The organism is Nocardioides pymetrozini, from assembly GCF_046058985.1.
Lineage (GTDB): Bacteria > Actinomycetota > Actinomycetes > Propionibacteriales > Nocardioidaceae > Nocardioides.
Map to the genome: position 1 here is coordinate 296,967 of NZ_CP175557.1, position 16,804 is coordinate 313,770.

16 protein-coding genes are annotated in these 16,804 nt (G+C 64.1%); 2 read left to right on the forward strand and 14 right to left on the reverse strand.

The features are described from left to right. Positions 1-72: 72 nt before the first annotated feature. The 9 genes from ACJ5H2_RS23040 to ACJ5H2_RS23080 form a co-directional block, all read right to left on the reverse strand. Entirely contained in the window at positions 73-843 is a 771-nt protein-coding gene (locus ACJ5H2_RS23040) for an SDR family NAD(P)-dependent oxidoreductase (protein WP_408899783.1), read from the reverse strand. A gap of 216 nt (positions 844-1,059) precedes the next feature. Beyond that, complete coding sequence (locus ACJ5H2_RS23045; RefSeq protein WP_408899784.1) at positions 1,060-1,455, reverse strand: Dabb family protein; 396 nt, start codon at positions 1,453-1,455, stop codon at positions 1,060-1,062. Between the two features lie 224 nt (positions 1,456-1,679). Continuing rightward, complete coding sequence (locus ACJ5H2_RS23050; RefSeq protein ID WP_408899785.1) at positions 1,680-2,426, reverse strand: SDR family NAD(P)-dependent oxidoreductase; 747 nt, start codon at positions 2,424-2,426, stop codon at positions 1,680-1,682. Positions 2,427-2,487: 61 nt separating this feature from the next. After that, positions 2,488-3,504, reverse strand: a complete 1,017-nt coding sequence (locus ACJ5H2_RS23055; RefSeq protein WP_408899786.1) for an ABC transporter permease — start codon at positions 3,502-3,504, stop codon at positions 2,488-2,490. A 3-nt stretch (positions 3,505-3,507) separates the two neighbouring features. Next, complete coding sequence (locus tag ACJ5H2_RS23060; protein WP_408899787.1) at positions 3,508-5,040, reverse strand: sugar ABC transporter ATP-binding protein; 1,533 nt, start codon at positions 5,038-5,040, stop codon at positions 3,508-3,510. Further along, positions 5,037-5,798, reverse strand: coding sequence for an enoyl-CoA hydratase/isomerase family protein (locus ACJ5H2_RS23065; RefSeq protein WP_408899788.1), 762 nt, complete (start codon positions 5,796-5,798; stop codon positions 5,037-5,039). The genes ACJ5H2_RS23060 and ACJ5H2_RS23065 overlap by 4 nt, the downstream gene beginning before the upstream one ends. A gap of 345 nt (positions 5,799-6,143) precedes the next feature. Next, the gene (locus ACJ5H2_RS23070) at positions 6,144-7,484 is read right to left on the reverse strand and encodes a substrate-binding domain-containing protein (protein ID WP_408899789.1); all 1,341 of its coding nucleotides are present in this window, start codon (positions 7,482-7,484) and stop codon (positions 6,144-6,146) included. 138 nt (positions 7,485-7,622) lie between these two features. Beyond that, the gene (locus ACJ5H2_RS23075; protein WP_408899790.1) at positions 7,623-8,393 is read right to left on the reverse strand and encodes an SDR family NAD(P)-dependent oxidoreductase; all 771 of its coding nucleotides are present in this window, start codon (positions 8,391-8,393) and stop codon (positions 7,623-7,625) included. Positions 8,394-8,462: 69 nt separating this feature from the next. Beyond that, the gene (locus ACJ5H2_RS23080) at positions 8,463-9,938 is read right to left on the reverse strand and encodes an aldehyde dehydrogenase family protein (RefSeq protein WP_408899791.1); all 1,476 of its coding nucleotides are present in this window, start codon (positions 9,936-9,938) and stop codon (positions 8,463-8,465) included. A 153-nt stretch (positions 9,939-10,091) separates the two neighbouring features. Between ACJ5H2_RS23080 and ACJ5H2_RS23085 the strand changes: the two genes are divergently transcribed. Beyond that, entirely contained in the window at positions 10,092-10,892 is an 801-nt protein-coding gene (locus ACJ5H2_RS23085) for a FadR/GntR family transcriptional regulator (RefSeq protein WP_408899792.1), read from the forward strand. A gap of 17 nt (positions 10,893-10,909) precedes the next feature. Here the strand turns inward: ACJ5H2_RS23085 and ACJ5H2_RS23090 are convergent, their stop codons facing one another. From ACJ5H2_RS23090 to ACJ5H2_RS23110, 5 genes are all read right to left on the reverse strand, one after another. After that, on the reverse strand, positions 10,910-11,725 hold the full coding sequence (locus ACJ5H2_RS23090; RefSeq protein ID WP_408899793.1) for an alcohol dehydrogenase catalytic domain-containing protein: 816 nt from the start codon (positions 11,723-11,725) through the stop codon (positions 10,910-10,912). A gap of 95 nt (positions 11,726-11,820) precedes the next feature. Continuing rightward, a complete protein-coding gene (locus ACJ5H2_RS23095) occupies positions 11,821-12,441 on the reverse strand; it encodes a nuclear transport factor 2 family protein (RefSeq protein WP_408899794.1) in 621 nt (206 codons plus the stop codon). Next, a complete protein-coding gene (locus tag ACJ5H2_RS23100; protein ID WP_408899795.1) occupies positions 12,438-12,977 on the reverse strand; it encodes a MaoC family dehydratase in 540 nt (179 codons plus the stop codon). The genes ACJ5H2_RS23095 and ACJ5H2_RS23100 overlap by 4 nt, the downstream gene beginning before the upstream one ends. Positions 12,978-12,979: 2 nt before the next feature. Beyond that, the gene (locus ACJ5H2_RS23105; RefSeq protein WP_408899796.1) at positions 12,980-14,173 is read right to left on the reverse strand and encodes a CaiB/BaiF CoA transferase family protein; all 1,194 of its coding nucleotides are present in this window, start codon (positions 14,171-14,173) and stop codon (positions 12,980-12,982) included. Positions 14,174-14,203: 30 nt separating this feature from the next. Further along, on the reverse strand, positions 14,204-15,508 hold the full coding sequence (locus ACJ5H2_RS23110; RefSeq protein WP_408899797.1) for an acetyl-CoA hydrolase/transferase C-terminal domain-containing protein: 1,305 nt from the start codon (positions 15,506-15,508) through the stop codon (positions 14,204-14,206). A gap of 241 nt (positions 15,509-15,749) precedes the next feature. Here ACJ5H2_RS23110 and ACJ5H2_RS23115 point away from each other — a divergent pair, with 241 nt between their 5' ends. After that, positions 15,750-16,802 carry a DUF4192 domain-containing protein gene (locus ACJ5H2_RS23115; protein ID WP_408899798.1) on the forward strand — a complete coding sequence of 351 codons (1,053 nt, stop codon included), beginning with the start codon at positions 15,750-15,752 and terminating at the stop codon, positions 16,800-16,802. Positions 16,803-16,804: the final 2 nt, after the last annotated feature.

The following is a 16,804-nucleotide window of genomic DNA, read 5'->3' on the forward strand; positions in this document are numbered from 1 at the left end:
CGAAAGTCCAGACCTCCGCTCCTACCGCGACCGCATTCGCCCCCAGCTAGAATGAGAGATTCATTCGGACGCTCAACGCACCATCGCGAATCCACCGTCCACCGACAAGATCTGGCCGGTGATGAATCGTGACGCCTCACTGGCAAGGAAGACATTTGCGTTGGCGGCATCTCGCGTTTCGCCCAGCCAGCCGCCCAGAGGGACCATCATCTTGAACCAGCTCTTGATCTTATCAAGCTCCTCGGGACTGACTTGATCGAATGAGCCTTGCGCCATTGGAGTCATCACGAACGGAGCGACTGCGTTCGCGCGGATCCGGTAGCGCCCCCAGTCCTTGGCGATATTGCGGGTCCACGAAGTCACTGCCCCCTTGGCGGCGCCGTAGATGGGGTTCCCCGGGTACCCCGTGATTCCGGCGAGCGAGGTGTAGTTGACGATCGACCCGCCGTCGGACTTCAGGTGTCGGAACGCCGCGGCGTTCGTATACATGGTCCCCTTCACATGGACATCGAAGATGAGGTTGATCTCCGACTCGGTGACGTCCTCGGCCGGGACGTTCTTCTCATTGCCGGCGATGTTGAGCATGACGTCCAGACCGTCGAGTAGAGCCGCGGCATCGTCGAAGACCGCGTTCACCTCGTCCTGCTTCGAGATGTCGCAGCGCGAGAAGATGACCGGCCCCGGGCCGAGCTCCTGGGCCTCGACCACAGCCTGCTTGCCGGCCTCTTCGTTGATGTCCAAAACGACGACGCGCGCGCCCTCTTTCGCCAGCGACTTCGCGGTCTCCAGGCCGATACCGCTTCCACCGCCAGTCACAATGACGCGCTTACCTTTGAGCTGCATGAATGATCCTTCTGGTCGAGTTCATTTCGGGCGGAGGCGGACTTCGGTACTTGTTCGATGCCCGCGGTCCAGCGCTTGCGCTGCGCATCCAACTCACAGGGGCCCATCGCTGGTTGGCACCGCTGCAGCGAAAATTGGGGTGCGCTTTCGGCGCGGCGGCCTCAGGGGTAGCAGCCTCCCCCGACGCCGAACGCGCCATCGACGGCGTACTGGCAGTCAGCGAACTTCGAAGTCCGCACCCATCGCACTTTCCCGCAGGCGACCCACCTCGCGCGCGACGGCCTGGTGTGCCGGATCTCGGAGGTAGGTGTCCAGGTCGTCCCACGTGCGATGGTCAGAGACCAGACAGATCCGGTTCAAGGCCTGTCCGCTGCTATCACGGGCGATTCCGACCGTCATGGCCGCGACCGTCGGGATGGTGGCTCCAAGAGCACGGATCTGAGCGACCAGCGCGTCACGATCATCCGGTGCGCAGTCGGAAGACAGCTCGACGATCGCCACATGTCGGATCACCGTGCGACCTCCGTACAGCTTCCCACGCGCTGCAACACGGATGCCGTCCGAGTCAGCGGCCGTATTACGGTATGCGAACGCTGCACCGTTGGCGAGCACGATGTCCTAGGCGACGCGCTAAGCGCGAAAGCCGGCCTTGGCATCCTGTGCATCAACACTGCGTCATCCTTCGCGACATCACTGGCGCAACACGCAAACTGAGCTGGAGCCTGCTGTTCGCCTTTCCCAGCTCCGGCCGCCGCGAGAAAGGGCACCTGCGGCCCGTCGGAGCGAACTGCAATCACCGGCATCGCCACCCCTCGAATAGACCTGCGGCCGGCCTGTCACGAGGCCGTAAGGGCCCCGTCAATCACATGTTCCATCCCGCTGATGTACGACGATTCGTCCGACGCGAGGAAGGTCACTAGACGTGACACCTCATCCGGATCGCCGATCCGTCGCAACGGGACGACGTCGGCGATGCCGCCACCAGTCTCGTCCGTCGCCGCCGCCATCATGGGCGTCATGATGAACCCAGGGTGGATTGAGTTCACGCGAATGCCCTTGGGGCCGTACTCGACCGCGACGAACTTCGTCATCCCTCGGGATGCGTACTTGCTTCCCACATAAGCCAGGTTGGGGGATCCGATTGCGACCTTCATCCCGGCTGTGGATGAGATGTTGACTATCGATCCACCGCCGGCAGCGATCATCGATGGGATCACTGCCTTCATACCGTAAAACTGCGAGTTCTGGTTCACAGCAATGACGGCGAGGTAGTCGTCCTCACTCATGGACACAGTGTCGGTGATCGGACCGATGATGCCCGCGTTGTTCACGAGCACAGTAATGCTCCCAAAGGCTTCCTCGGTACGACCCACCACCGCGGTCCATTCCGTCAAGGACGCCACGTCATGACGCATAAAGACGGCGTTTGATCCAAGTTCAGCTGCGATCGCCTCGCCGCGCTCGACATTGACGTCGGTCAGCACAACACGCGCTCCCTCAGCCACGAGGCGCCGCGCATGCGCCTCACCCATCCCCTGAGCCGCGCCGGTCACCACCGCAACCTTTCCATCCAGCTTGCCCATCACACATCCTCCTTCGAACTGATTACGAAATTCGGTCCAGCCCTGTCCGCGCGGTCTGCAGCTACTTCACAACGCCCGTCTCGGTTCTACGTACGGTAACGAGGACCGCCAGAAGCACGATGACCCCGAAGATCACCGTCTGGTAGTTTGGGTCCACTTGAGTAAGCGTCATGCCGTTGGTGACAATGCCGAGGGTCAGAACGCCGACGATCGTGCGGGCGGGGCCACCTGCACCCCCGTTCAACGCGGTGCCACCCATGACGACCGCGGCGATCGCGTTGAGGAGAAACGCATCGCCCATGCCGGGCGAAGATCCGCCGCCCTGACCAATCAGCATGAGTCCACCGGCACCGGCGAACAGCCCCGACAGTCCAAACATCCAGAGCTTTGTTCGGTTGACAGGTAGTCCCGAAAGCCTCGCAACTCGCTCGTTGCCGCCGATCGCGTAGATCCGCCGACCGAAGGGCGTCCGGTACGCAATTACGGCAACGACGACAAACCCGATGACGGCCCACCAGATGATGTTGGGGATCCCGCCAATCGTCGCGCCGTTTGTGAGATTATCCAGGGTCTCGTGGGTCATTGACTCTGCCGCTCCTCCTGTGAGCCGGAGGGCCAACCCGTTGAAGATGAAAAGAATGCCGAGCGTCGTCAGGAACGATGGGAGTTTGGCGTATGCGACGAGGAATCCGTTCAAAAGACCGCACGCGAGACCGATCGGAAGGGCGAGCCAGACCCAGGCGGGGTGCCCGTCGTTGGTGAACTGGACCGCCAGGGTCCCCGTCAGTGCGGCCACCGCGCCGACCGAGAGGTCAATACTGCCCGCGACGATCACGAGGGTGGACGCGCAGGCCAACACCATGAGTACAGAGGAGGCACGCAGGATGTTCAGGATGTTGTCCTCGGTGAGGAACAGCGCACTACGCGCGGTGAAGTAGACAATCAGCCCGACAACCAGCGCGTACGGCAGGAACTTGATTCCCCATTTGGCCCAGAGTTCGCGTGATCTTCCGCTCCGGGGAGGGGGTTCTAGCGCGGCCTCGACGGGCCGCTCGGCCTCGGTGACTTCAAATGACATGACTTAGACCATCCTTGCGACGATGTCTTCTTCTGTGAGTAGGCGTGCGGCTTCGACGTCCCACTCGTGCACGATGCGGCCATCCTTCATAGCTGCGATGCGGTCGCCCATTCCGATCAGCTCGCGCAGGTCGTCGGTGATCATGACGATCGCCAGACCTTGGTCTGTGAGGTCTCGGAGTTGGGCGTATATCTCTTGACGCGCTCCAACGTCGACTCCCCGTGTCGGGTTGTCCAGGACCAACACCTCGGCCCCGGAGGCGACGAGTCTTGCAAGCATCACCTTCTGTTGGTTGCCGCCACTCAGCGAGCCGACAAAGGTCTCCATACTCGGTGCAGCGACGCGGTAGCGTCGCATCGCGCTTGCGACGAGCTTTCGCTCTCGGCCCAAGTCCAGCAGGGGACCCCGCTTCAGTTGTCTCATGCTGGACCAGGTCGTGTTCCAGCGAATCGACTGAAGGAGGCTGACACCCTCGCCGTGACGATCGAGCGGTCCGTAGGCGAGCTTTCCGACGCGGTCGGTGGGACGGCCGCTCTTCAAGGCGACGCCCCCTACCGAGACGTGGCCCTCCGCGGAGATGTCACCCGATAGCGCCTGCGCAAAGCTCGACTTCCCGCACCCAGTCAGTCCGCCGATCCCGAGGATCTCACCGCGACGGACAGTGATTGAGACGTCGGAGAAGTGCGGCGACGCCGTCAACCCCTTGACCTGCAGCGCGGTGTCCCCGAACGACACCTTCTTGCGATCCTCCAAATAGTGGTTGTGCTCGCGTTCGCGGCCAACCATCAAGGCGTGCAACTCGGCTTCGTTGGTCTCCGCGACCCGGCGCTCCGCCACGACACGGCCGTCCTTGATGACATAGATGCGATCGCAAAGGTCAAGGATCTCGTCAAGTCGATGACTGACGAGGACGAACGATGCCCGGTCGCGTTGCGCTCGAACGTACCGGAAGAGGTCAGCCACCTCATCCTGATTGAGCGAGGCAGTCGTTTCGTCCAATAAGACGATGGGGTGCTCCACCCCTAGCAGCTCAGCGACAGCGAAAGCACGGGTGATTTCAACGAGCTGCCGCTGATCTAAGGGCAGCTCCGAGACCAGGGCAGCAGCATCGAGGTGCTCTTTCATCATGTCGTCTCGCTCAAGGTAGCGCCGGGCGGCGGCCCGCATGCGTCTGGGACGCAGGACGCCGAGCGTCGTGAACTTGCTCTCGTGTCCGATGAAGAGATTCTCAGTGACCGTCAGGTTCGCCAAGAGCCCTTGGTCCTGGTGCGCCCGGTAGACTCCGCGCTGATTGGCTTCAGCATAACTGGCGAGACCTGGCGGCCCGCCGTGGACGCGTACGTCCCCATAGTCCGGCTGCTCGGAGCCGGAGAGCAGGCTGAGAAGTGTGGACTTTCCAGCACCGTTCTCGCCGACAAGCCCGACAACCTCACCCCGCCGCACCGCGAGCGTCACGTGATCGACGGCATGAACGCCCGGATATCGCTTGTCAACGTTATTCGCCTCGAGCACTACGGGACCGCTGACGTTACTCATGACCGGTCCAAGGCGGCGAGCGCTTCGAAGGCAAGCCCAGGTCCCAGGTCTGCCTGCATCCGGGCGCGGATGTCTCTGTTGAGGACCTCACGCGAGTACCTCAGCGCAAGTACAGATTTGCGGGCCATGCTGCTCGCAAGCTCGAGAGCACGGTCGAGGACCTCTTCCGGTTCGACAACCTCGTCCACCGCGCCGGCCTCCTGCGCGTCATGCGCTGACAACTCCTGGCCGGTAAGTAGGAAGTACTTGGCCCTCTTCGAGCCGATGGCGTGGATCCAAGCTGTGTGCACACCGTCACCCGGAACGATGCCGTTCGGGAAGTGAGCATTGTCTTGGAAAGAGGCGGTTCTCGAAGCAATGACGATGTCGGCGAGGATCGCTAACTCGGAGTGGATGGTCGCCGGGCCGTTGACAGCACTGATGACGGGTATCCTTATAGACAGTAGATTGTTGAGCAACCGCTGGCCCTCGAACACGCTGTTGTCCCAGTCCAGCGGGCGGGCCAACACGAAGCTGCTGAAGTCGATGTCAGCGCAGAATGACTCGCCGGCGCCCGTCAGCACGACGACCTTGTTATCGGGGTCGCATGCAATGTCGGTGAACAAGTAGGCGAGCTCATCGTGGACCGTCGTGTCCCAGACGAGCGAGCCGCCGTGGGTGTGAAGCGTCGCAACCAGGACGCCGCTGTCGGAGCGTTCGAGGCGGATCCGCTGATACTTCTCGCGGTAGTCGCCCAGGCGGGGCGCGATCGTTGACATCTTCAGTCTCCTGTGGTTCAGGGATCTATCAGCGGACCTTGACGCCGGCCCCGACGGGCACTTCGGTCGTGGAGGTATCACAGGCGTCATAGAGGCGACCATGCCACGCCCGCGCATACCTCGGCGTCTTCGAGGAGTACGGTCGGAAGGGCCACCGCGAACGCCCTGGCGAACAGGTGCGTTCTCGGACAACACCGCGCAGCACTGGACAGGTTCTTGTCGGGGGCAGAGGGGCCGCGATCGAGCCGGGCTTGACCGTGTTCACGCGGCTGGCGTGCACTCCGAGCGCTGGTGCCATCACTCGTTACCTCCTTCGGACTCAGTGGTGGGCATGAGCGGACTGGGTTAGCCGACGCTGACTCCAGCCTTCAGCGCACCTAGAACGCCTTCCTGGAACTGCGCCTTCGCTCGGACCGATCCGTACGGGTCTTCGAACCGCGACTCCCAGTCTCTGTTGAGCGTGGTAAGTTCACCCGCGTCCATCGCCTTCTGATAGCTGTCTGGCCACGCAAAGCCCTCCGGTCGCGGCGTCGGGTTGGAAGCGCCCTCGGCCCACTCGTCAGTCGCCGGGTCTGCCACAAGGCAGCGGTGCTGGGTGATCCAATCGTCACCATTGAGGTGCCGCGACATCTTGGTCGCGTCCCAGAGCACGGGCTTGTCCTCGCTCGTGAGCTCCAGGAGCGCGCTCGCAGCTTCTGGGGTGTCAATGATCACCGAGTCAGTGTTCATGAAGGACTCGAGTGGGTTGAGCTCGATTCCATTGATGAAGTCGTAAAGCCGGACAGCCGCAAGCACGCCGGAGAACGCGATCATGCCGCCTGAGGTGCAGACGATCCGTTCTTCGTTCTCCATTACCTCGAGGAAGCCTGGGTCGCCATCCATCCCGCAAAGGAGCGCCGTGGTGTTTCGTGCTGCCTTAAGCGCCGCGAGTGCTCCGAGGGCGACTCCGTCGTTGAACGCCAGGACGAACTTGACGTCGGGATGCGCAGGGAGGAGCGTCTCGAGGGCGGCTTGTGCCTTGCTCTGATCCCAGTCGGTATAGGAGTTCGCGACAACGGTGACACCGGGTGTCTCGCTGATGGCCTTCATCACTCCGAACCGCCGGCCGGTCTCGGAGTATCCGCCCTTCGGACCCCCCAGCAAGATGACCTCGCCCTTGTTCCCGCCGCGTTCGAACAAGATCTTGGACACGATGTAGGCCTCATCCGCGAACGGACCCCCGACGGTGCCCAGGTAGTAGCCATTGAACTTGGGGTCCGTAGGAGCCAGCCAGGGTAGGCGGTTGGCCAGGTTCGTGTTTGCAACCTTTTGATCCGCAAGGATCTGGGAGTACCGGTCGATACTGCCGTCGGCGAAGATTGCCGAATGCACGCCCAGCACACCGAGCGACCCGAACTGCTGTACCTGCGAAAGGCCTTTCTGGATGTCACCGTCGTGGGAGGTGAATTCCGACTTCGCCTCCAGCGCCTTGGCTGAGGCGGCGAAAGCCGCATGCGTCGAATCGAAAGCGGGAACGTTTGCGACCAGGTGATCCATCAGCAACGGATTGGCCTTGTCCGGGACGCCGGCGTCGCGGCCGGCGCACGCGGCGAGGAGCGAGGAGCTGGACAGAGCGACGGCCCCCACGCCTGCGAACTTGAGGAGTGAGCGGCGAGAGAGCTCACTGGACTGGAACGAGTTGTTCATCGTGTCTCCTGAGTGGTCATGCGTCAGTAGTCAAGGCACGGGACGACCCGACGTTCCGTGTGGGGCGCCGGCGTCCCCAGGTGGGGCACTGTGGCAGATGGACGGTTGCCATCCGTGGCCGGTGATGTCTTCAGTTGTCTATTTCGCGACGAAACCGCCATCCACCGGCAGCGCGACGCCGGTGATGAAGCTGGCTCGGTCGCTTGCGAGGAAAAGCGCGGCTTGGGCAATTTCTTCAGGCTTGCCTCGCCGCCGGAGCGGGATGTCCTTCTCGACCCAGGCATCGAGACGCTGGTCAATGTCGTCGTTCGACTCTCGCGACCAGAACTTCGGAAGCATCGGGGTGTCGATTGGTCCGGGGCAGATGACGTTGACTCGGATCTCAGGGGCGAGGTTCAGGGCCAACGACTTCGCCAACATGACGACGCCGCCCTTGGATGCCGAGTACAGCGGGCTCAGGTGGGAGCCTACGAGGCCGGCGGTTGATGACGTAAAGAGGATCGACCCGGTGTGCTGGGACTTCCTCAGCAGCGGGATGGCCGCCTGGGCCGTGTAGTAGGCGCCCGTCAGGTTGATCCCGACCGAAAGGTCGTACTGCTCGCGAGTGACTTCGTTGCCGGTGGCGCCGGGTGTGCCGGCGTTGGCGAAGGCAATGTCGAGCCGGCCGAACTTGTCGTCGACGGCTCGGCAGCACTCCTCGACCGCCGACGTGTCGGTCACGTCCAGTGCCATCGCCAGTCCGTGGCCACCTGCTTCCTCGATCTCGCTGACCACGGATTTCGCACCTGTCTCATCGAGGTCGGCGACGATAACTGTCGCGCCCTCGGATGCCATCAGCAGCGCGGTCGCCCGGCCCATGCCGGAAGCGCCGCCGGTGATGAATGCAATGCGCTCCTGCAGTTCACCCATCTCTATTGCTCCTGCTTTCTGTCGTTGGTTCGTATGCGTGAAGGTGACATCGCCCGGAGGTGCCGCGTGTCAGCCGTGGGTCTCGAATGCCCGAAGCTCGACATACTCGTCGAGGCTGTACTTGCCCCACTCGCGGCCGATACCGGTCTGCTTGAACCCGCCGTGGGGCCCCTCGGTAACCGCAGCCAGGCAGTTGACTCCGAAGTTTCCCGTCCGGACCGCGCTCGCGATCCGCCATGCCTGGTCCAAGTCTTCGCTCCACACGGTGCCGTTGATTCCGTAGATGGAGTCGTTGGCGATCCGGATGGCATCCTGCTCTCCATCGAAGGGGATCGCGACCAGCACCGGTCCGAAGATCTCCTCCTGAGCAATGCGCATCGCGTTGTCGACGTTTGTGAACAGCGTGGGCTCGATGTGATAACCCTCGTCGTGCTTCGGGGACGGACCACCTCCGACGGCGATCTTTGCACCCTCTTGGCGTCCCACGTCGATGTAGTCGAGCACACGCTCGTACTGCGCGCGGTTGGCGACAGGTCCGAGCCCGGTATTCGGGTCGTCGGCTTCCCCGCCGGGGATCTGCTGCATTTGATGAGCAAGTCGAGTCGTGACGTCTTCGTAGATGCGACGGTCGACGAGGAGGCGGGTCAGCTGGCCACATCCTTGCCCGGCGTGCTTGAGGTTGCCGGGCTCAGTGGCGAAGAACCGGTCAAGATTGGCATCGGCGCAGACGATGTTTGCTGACTTGCCCCCCAGTTCGAGCACCACGTTCTTGATCGTTGGTGCCGCGAGCTCCATGATCCGACGCCCAGTGGCGGTGCTGCCGGTGAAGCTCACCTTGTCGATGCCAGCGTCCGCGACCAGCATTTCGCCGACGTTGGCGCCGGCTCCGAGGAGAATGTTGAGTGTGCCCCGCGGGAGGTCTGCCGCGTTGGCCGCTTCTGCCATGAGGGCAGCATCTAGGGAGGTCGTGGGGTGGGGCTTGAGGATGACGGTGCAGCCCACGGCGAGCGCCGGAAAGACCTTCTGCACGTTCACCCGGAATGGGTAGTTGAACGGGGTGATTGCGCTGATGACGCCAGCGGGCGTGCGCTGCACGATCCGCGTCCTTCGCGGGCCAGTCGCGCCGGAGAGGGGCGCTCCATGGTGCACCGTGGATTCCACTTCTTCGTACCTGGCGGCCGCGTCGGCGTAGCCGTACGCCGCCTCGAGAGGGGAGTCGGTCTGCCAAGATACGGCGAGCGAGTGCACCGCTCCCGCCTGATGGATGGCGATATTCACGAGTTCATCGCGTCGCGCCTGCAGCTCATCGGCGAAGCGGCGGAGGATCCGCGCGCGCTCCTCCCGCCTCATCCGCGGCCAGGGGCCCTCGTCGAACGCTCGGCGAGCCGCACTGATCGCAGAGGCCGTCTCCTGCAGCGTGGCCTCTGGCGTGCTGGCGATGACTTCACCTGACCATGGGGACACGATTTCGAATGTGCCCTCGCCCTCAACGAGTCGTCCGTCGATCAGGTGCCTGTGGCCTCCGGTCATGCCCAAGTAGCTCACGCCGTGCTCCTCACACTTCGCTGCGGCCTGTTGCCAGCGGCGCTAGCGCCTTGCCGACCTCGTGTGAGGCACGTTACGCGCAACGACCCATTGCGGTCAATGGTTCGTTTCATAAGCATAGTTTGTCTTGTTGGAGCCCGCTACTCTTGGGGCATGACAACCAACCGCATGGATTCCGCGGACGGCGTCGCACAGCGTCGGCGGGGGTTCCTTGACTCCGCGCCCGCGCAGCTGTCTCGGCCGGTCAAGACATCCGAGCGCATCGCGGCAGCCTTGGTTGATGACGTCATTCGCGAAGACCTTGGGCCGGGCGATCGCCTGCCCAATGAAGCCGCGATGGTGGAGCGGTTCGGCGTCGGTCGCGGTTCGTTGCGCGAGGCGTTGCGCATCCTGGAGACCCATGGACTGATCAGCCTCAAATCGGGCCCGGGCGGCGGTCCCATACTCTTGGCGGTCGACCCTCGGGATGTCGGGCGAACATTTTCTCTGTATCTGAGCCTTCGTCACGCTACGATCGCCGAGCTCATCGAGACGCGCATCTTCATCGAGCCGATGGTGGCTCGGCTGGCGGCGTCTAACACCGATTCGGAGGCGCGAGAGCGCCTGGCGAACGCCCTTGCGGCGGAAGCCGAGGCCACCGCGCTCGACAGCCGCTTCGTCGACGCGGCGAATGACTTCCACTACGTTGTGGGCAGCATGACGGGCAACAGCGTCATCGACCTCGTGGCCACCGCGCTGAAGCAGCTTTACACGACCAAAGTCGTCTCTGCCGGCATCATCAGCCAGCGGGTAGCTCCGTCGATTCGCGAGGAGCATCGAGAAATCGGGCAGGCGATTATCAAGGGCGATCCAGATCTCGCGGAAGACCTCATGCGCAAGCACATGCACTACTACCTTGGCCGCATGAGCGAGGTAGAGCCTCAGTTCACGGCATCGACCATCTCTTGGGGCTGAGTGCGAATCAGCATCGTTCAGAAGACGATGACGGGTCTTCCCCGAAGACCTCCGGCTTCGATAGCAGCGTGGGCATCCGCAGCTCGCTCAGGGGTGACCTCCATCGCAACTCTCGCCTCAATTGCCCCGCGTTCCACCAGGTCGACGATGCCGGCGAGGGCTTCGGAAGCGCACAGATGGTCAGGGACGAACACAGCGGTGACATCGAGATCCTGCCTCACGATCTCGGCATACGGTCTCATCGCAGCAATTCTGCCACCATGACCGACGAGGCGCGAAGCGGAGGTCAGGTCCCCCGGCGTCGCGTCGACGACCACCCACGCGCTCCCGTGACGCCCAGTTTCCGGAGCTCGCTCAAGCACCTCCGCGGCTCCACGACGGAGGAGCCAGTCTCGATCTGTCGCGCGCGCTATAGCTAGCACTTCGGCGCCGCGGGCCACTGAGATTTCCACCGCGACCGACCCAACAGCGCCGCCGGCGCCTAGGACGGCGACCTGAGTGTCTGGCCCCACGTCAAGAGTGTCGAGCGCAACCCAAGCTGTCAGGGCGTTCATAGCGACGGCACTGCCCGCTACGAACCCGCACGTGCTGGGCATGGATGCCAAAGATCGCTCGTCGACCGCGACCAGCTCAGCTTGCGCACCGCCCGAGGGCCGCCACGCGGACACGACCCCGATCACGCGATCACCAGCGCTCCAACGCACACCCTCCGTCAGGACGGTGCCCGCGAGGTCCATCCCGGGGATGTAGGGCGGTTCCCGGCCGTCTAGAAATCGTTCTTGGCGACCAGCCCTAAGCTGGGCGTCGGTCGGGTTCACTGCTGCGGCTGCCACCCGCACAATGACCTCTCCGGGGCCCGGCACGGGCGGGGGCAGGTCCATGACCTGGAGGACGTTGGGCGCGCCGTAACGAGGTACTACAACCGCCTTCACAGGTGCACGCCTCGTGCGGCGCGGCCGGCGGCGAGCCTTTCAGGTCGGACGCCCGCCTGCGTGTAAGACGGGTCCAGTCCGTTCCTGTGGCCAGTCGGCCCGCCTCCCATGAGACTCACGTCCGCGCTGGATAGTGCCCGGCCAACCGCAGTGACCCCGCCGCCTGCGGGCGCGGTCGTTGGATGGACGACCGACCACTCGCGGACGACCAGCCGTACTGAAATGCGCCACTCCCCTGCTCGCTGTTCCAGACGGTCGATGTACCTGCCGCCACTGGTGACAACAGTGGGTGCCTCGCCCTCGGACGTCGGACGGTTGACTGCCGTGAAGACGAAATAGGTCTCCGCGTCGGCGCTGTCCCCATCGAGGCGGCACGTGTGATTCGTCAGATGATGTTGGTGGGCTATGTGAGCGGACGTGTGCAGTTCGACCGCCCATCGGCAGAACTCGTCCCGGTCTCCGACGAACATGCCGTGGTCGTCAAGTGCATCCGGGTGGTAAGCCGAGCGGATCAGATCCGCGTCGAGTCGATCGACGCCCCTTGCGCATCGCACAAGGCAGTCCAGAATCGCCTGCCGGTCGAGCAACTCACGCAAACGCGCCTCGTCGAGCGTCACGAGTAGTCCGCCGTCTCCGCTAGCGGGCCGGACTTGGCCACCGGGAAGTAGCCCCGACCGATACCGCTCTGCCGACCGGGCAGCAGCACGGACCGTTCCCACCGGAGGACCTCGTCGCCATCCTGATTGAGGCCACGGGTTGTCATGGAGACGATGCCGAAGCCCGGGCGGGACTCGCTCGGGCGCACTTCGCGACAAATGCTTTCTGCATAGAGCGTGTCCCCGACGTACACCGGATGGGTGAGACGCAGGTCGGTCATGCCGAGGTTAGCGACGGCGTTCTGGCTCATGTCGATCACAGACAGTCCGAGGACGATGGCGATGGTCAGGCCGGAGTTGACCAGAATGCGACCACCCGATACGGGGTTCTGAGATGCAAGGTGACTGTTGAAGTGGTTCTGGTTCGTGTTGCAGGTCAACAATGTGAACCAGGTGCAGTCGGCCTCGCTGATAGTCCGACCAAACGGATGCTGGAAGACATCCCCAGGCCCGAAGTCCTCGAAGTATCGCCCGAGCTGTGCTTGGTGCATGGTCACGGTCAGATCGCTCCTGCCCTTCGGAGTCGCTCGAGTTCAACGGAGTCCTTGCCGAGGTAGTCCCCGTAAACACGCTCATTGTCTTCGCCCAGCGCCGGAGCCGTACGCCTGACGGCTCCAGGGTGGTTGGTCATTCGCGGGACGACGCCCTGCATGCGCACCTCCCCGAGGTCGGGGTCCTCGAGCGTAACGACGTTTCCGTTCTCGGCGAAGGTGGGGTCCTCCAAGATTTCCGGAACGGTGTAGATCGGGGAGGCGACCACTTCCAGCGCGGACATGACCTCCAGGCACTCGTCGAGAGCCCGCTGTGAGATCCACTGGGCGACGAGGCGATCCAAGCGATCGCGGCGCTCGGCTTGCTGAGCCGATGTTGCGTAGTCCTCGACCGGCTCGCCGACCAAAGCAGCCACGTTGGTCACCGACCTTGGTGTTCCCGATGTAACCGTGATCCAGTGGCCGTCCGAGGTGCGGAAGGTGTTGATTACGGCGGCCGGCGCTGCCGCAAGACGATTGCCGGCGCGTTGAGGAACTTCGCCCAACTGGTCGTAGAAAATCACCTGCCACTCGATCAACCGGTAGAGGCTCTCGTAAAGGGCCAGATCGATCCATTCGCCATCGAAGTCGGGGTCGTTGTCGCGGCGATAGAGCGCAGCCTGGACCGCGAACGCCCCCATCAGGCCGGTGACCGAGTCGCCGTGGGAGAACCCGGTGTGGACGGGGGGACCATCCTCGAACCCGGTGATGTTGACAACGCCGCTCATCGCCTCGCCAACCTTGCCGAACCCGGGGTGATTGCGACGTGATGACTTCGCACCGAAGCCCGTCACCTGCAGCAACACAAGTCGCGGGTTTGCGGCGTGCAGTGACGCGTAGTCCAGCCCCCATTTCTCAAGGGTGGAGACGCGGAAGTTGGTGATGACGACGTCGGCCCACGCGGCCAGCTCAAGGGCAACGGCCCGGCCATCGTCACTTCGCAGGTCCAAGGTCACCGATCGTTTGTTGCGTGCGGACACCTTCCACCACAGGTGGGTGCCGTCCCTGTGCGGTCCGGCGTTCCGCTGGGGATCGCCGCGACCCGGGTCCTCGACGTGAACGACCTCGGCACCTAGATCGGCTAGCAGTGCACCGGCCAGTGGCCCGGCGATTACGTGGGCGAACTCAACAACTTTGAGTCCGGATAAAGCACTCGTCGACACAGGGTCTCCTAATTATACCTATCATTATCATCAAATGTAGGGTTGGAGCGACTCTGAGTCAACGTCCAACTCAGCAGAAGCCCGACCGAGGGCCCGACGGTCGTCGGGGTGGGCGATCCGGACAACAGCCTCGGCACGCTCGGTGAAGGACAAGCCGCGCAGGTCAGCAACCCCGTGGTCGGTCACTACGACGTCCAGGTCGGCCCAGGTCGACGTCGGCGGTTGGGCAGGGCTGAGTCGAGCGACGATCCGCGACTGCCCGCGCGACGTGCGGGCAGGCAGCGCTAGGACCGCTGCACCACCGGCGCTCATCCGAGCGGCTCGCAGGAAGTCAATTTGTCCTCCGCCGCTGGCAACGCGCCGGCCACGCACCCATTCGGCATTGACCTGGCCAGCGAGGTCGATCTCGTACGCGGAGTTGACCGCCCACAGGTGGTCGATGGAGCGGAGGCGGTCGGGGTTGTGGGTCTGCGCGATCGGCTGCAGAGAGACGTCCGGGCCCCACGGGTCGAGCGTTCCCCCCTTGACGCCCGTTGCGACGTGGCGACCAGGGGCATCGCTCTTGCGGCTTCCCGTCACGACCCCAGCTGCGATGAGCGCTCTCAGCTCCGCGGGGAGGATGCCGGAGTGCACGCCGAGGTCCGCGTGTTGCGCGAGCTCGGGAAGCAGGGCGGCCGGGACCGCTCCTAGTCCCGTCTGGAGGGTTGCCCCGTCTGGGATGAGCCGGGCGATGGTGCGGGCCACGAGCCTCTGCTCGTCAGTCGGAGCCGATCGCGGCGTAACCGGGTCGGGGCTCGATTCGACACGCACCGCCGCAGTCACGACCAGCGGGTCGACGTCGATCTCCCCGACGAACCTCGGCCAGGGTCCCTCCTCGACCACTTCGAACCCGACACGGTCCGCCACCTCGAGGGCTGTCGGTCCGTATCCGACGATGCTGCCGAACGTCAGTCGCCCCCCTGAGCCGAGACCGACGCGGGCGACGTATGCGTCGACCGGCAGTTCGCCTGTTGCGATCATTCGGTCGACTTCGAACATCGACCCGGCGACGTGGCCGACGCGGGGAGCCAGAGCAGGTGGAACCCCGCCGGCAAGTAGCCTCAACTGCAGCGCGCCCGACCGGACGTCCGCCAAGGCGTCCTGGTCGATGAATGCCCACCGTCCGCCGATGTCCGCGACCAGCAAGGTCAACCGGACACGACGCGCCCGCGCCTCCCTAATCACGGCGGCGACAAGGACGTCAGGTAGGCGCTCGCCCATTCCCACAAGGACCGTCGCACGATCTAGCCCGCGAAGCAGGCGTGCAGCCGCTCGCTCAGGTGTCTGGAAGAGCACAGGCACCCCCTCGACAAGTTCGATTCTGGCTGACTATCCTAATCATACGCATAGAAGGAGCGATATGACAGAGTTTGCAACCCGTCCGGCCCGTCCCGGTGGATGCCGCCCGATGCGCCAGGTCAGGCGCGTTCGGTGACTGCCCCTGATCGCTAACCGGTCGACTGTCCGATCCACTACGCGACCGGTTGCTTCTACAAGACATGGTCCCGTTCACAATCCCTGGAAGGTGGGCTCCTTGATGAACACGCTCACGATCAGCTCGCATGACGAACTGATCTCCTACGTCCCGCACTTGCTGCGGTTCCACCCCGAAGGGATGGTTTGTGTCCCGATCGGCGGCGGACCCGTATCGCGGCTCGACCTGCCGCCCTCACGGCGGGAGATGGAACCGTTCCTACAGACGCTCTCTGACGTCTACCTGCGTCGGCACCCCACGCAGCGCATCGCACTCCTCGCCTACGGGGACGACGGGAAGGCCTGCGTCGAAGCACTCTCCGCGCTCGGTGACCGGCTGGTCAGCGACCACCGCGGCCCGGACGTTGGTCCGATGCTGTGGGTGAACGGCGATGAGTGGTTCGACGTTCTCGACGGTGCCAGCGGGACCGTCGATCCCTCGGCCCGCGCCCGCATGGATGCGGAGTTCGCTCTGATGGGCCGTACCCCGCCGAGTGGCAAGCGCGAGGACCTCGCAGCCGCCATGCAGGGCGACCCGGCCCCGGTAGCCGAGCACCTGCCCGCGGCGCAGGACCGGGTCATGAAGATGGACATGGCTGCGCTCAAGGCGGAGGTCGCGTGGCTCGGCTCCCGCCTCGATGAGTTCACCAAGGACCGACAGCTCCTCTCCGACGTCGATGCCGCGCGTGTGCTGGCGGTGATCCACGACAGCGGAGCCCGGAACGAGGCCGAGACCCGGATGACGCGGACGAACGCTCCGGTCCACACCGAGCTCTGGCACGACCTCGTACGTCGCGCGCCCGAGGAGGTCCGCGATACGCCGGCGGCGATGCTGGCGCTGAGCTCCTACCTGGACGGCAAGGGTGCGCAGGCGTGGGTCGCACTCGATCAGATCACGGAGGCGCGGCCGCCGCTCGCCGACCTCGTGGCGACCGCGCTCGAGAACGCGATCGACCCGGTCGAGTGGGAGCGCGCGATGAATCGGCCGGATGCCAGCGCACTGATGCAGCAGGCCGCCCTCGGCGACCAGGCCAGGCGGGACCGCCCCACCCGCGACCCGAACACGCCGCCCGATCGCGGCATCGACGGCCCGTCCTCGTCGGCCCCGAGCCGCTGACA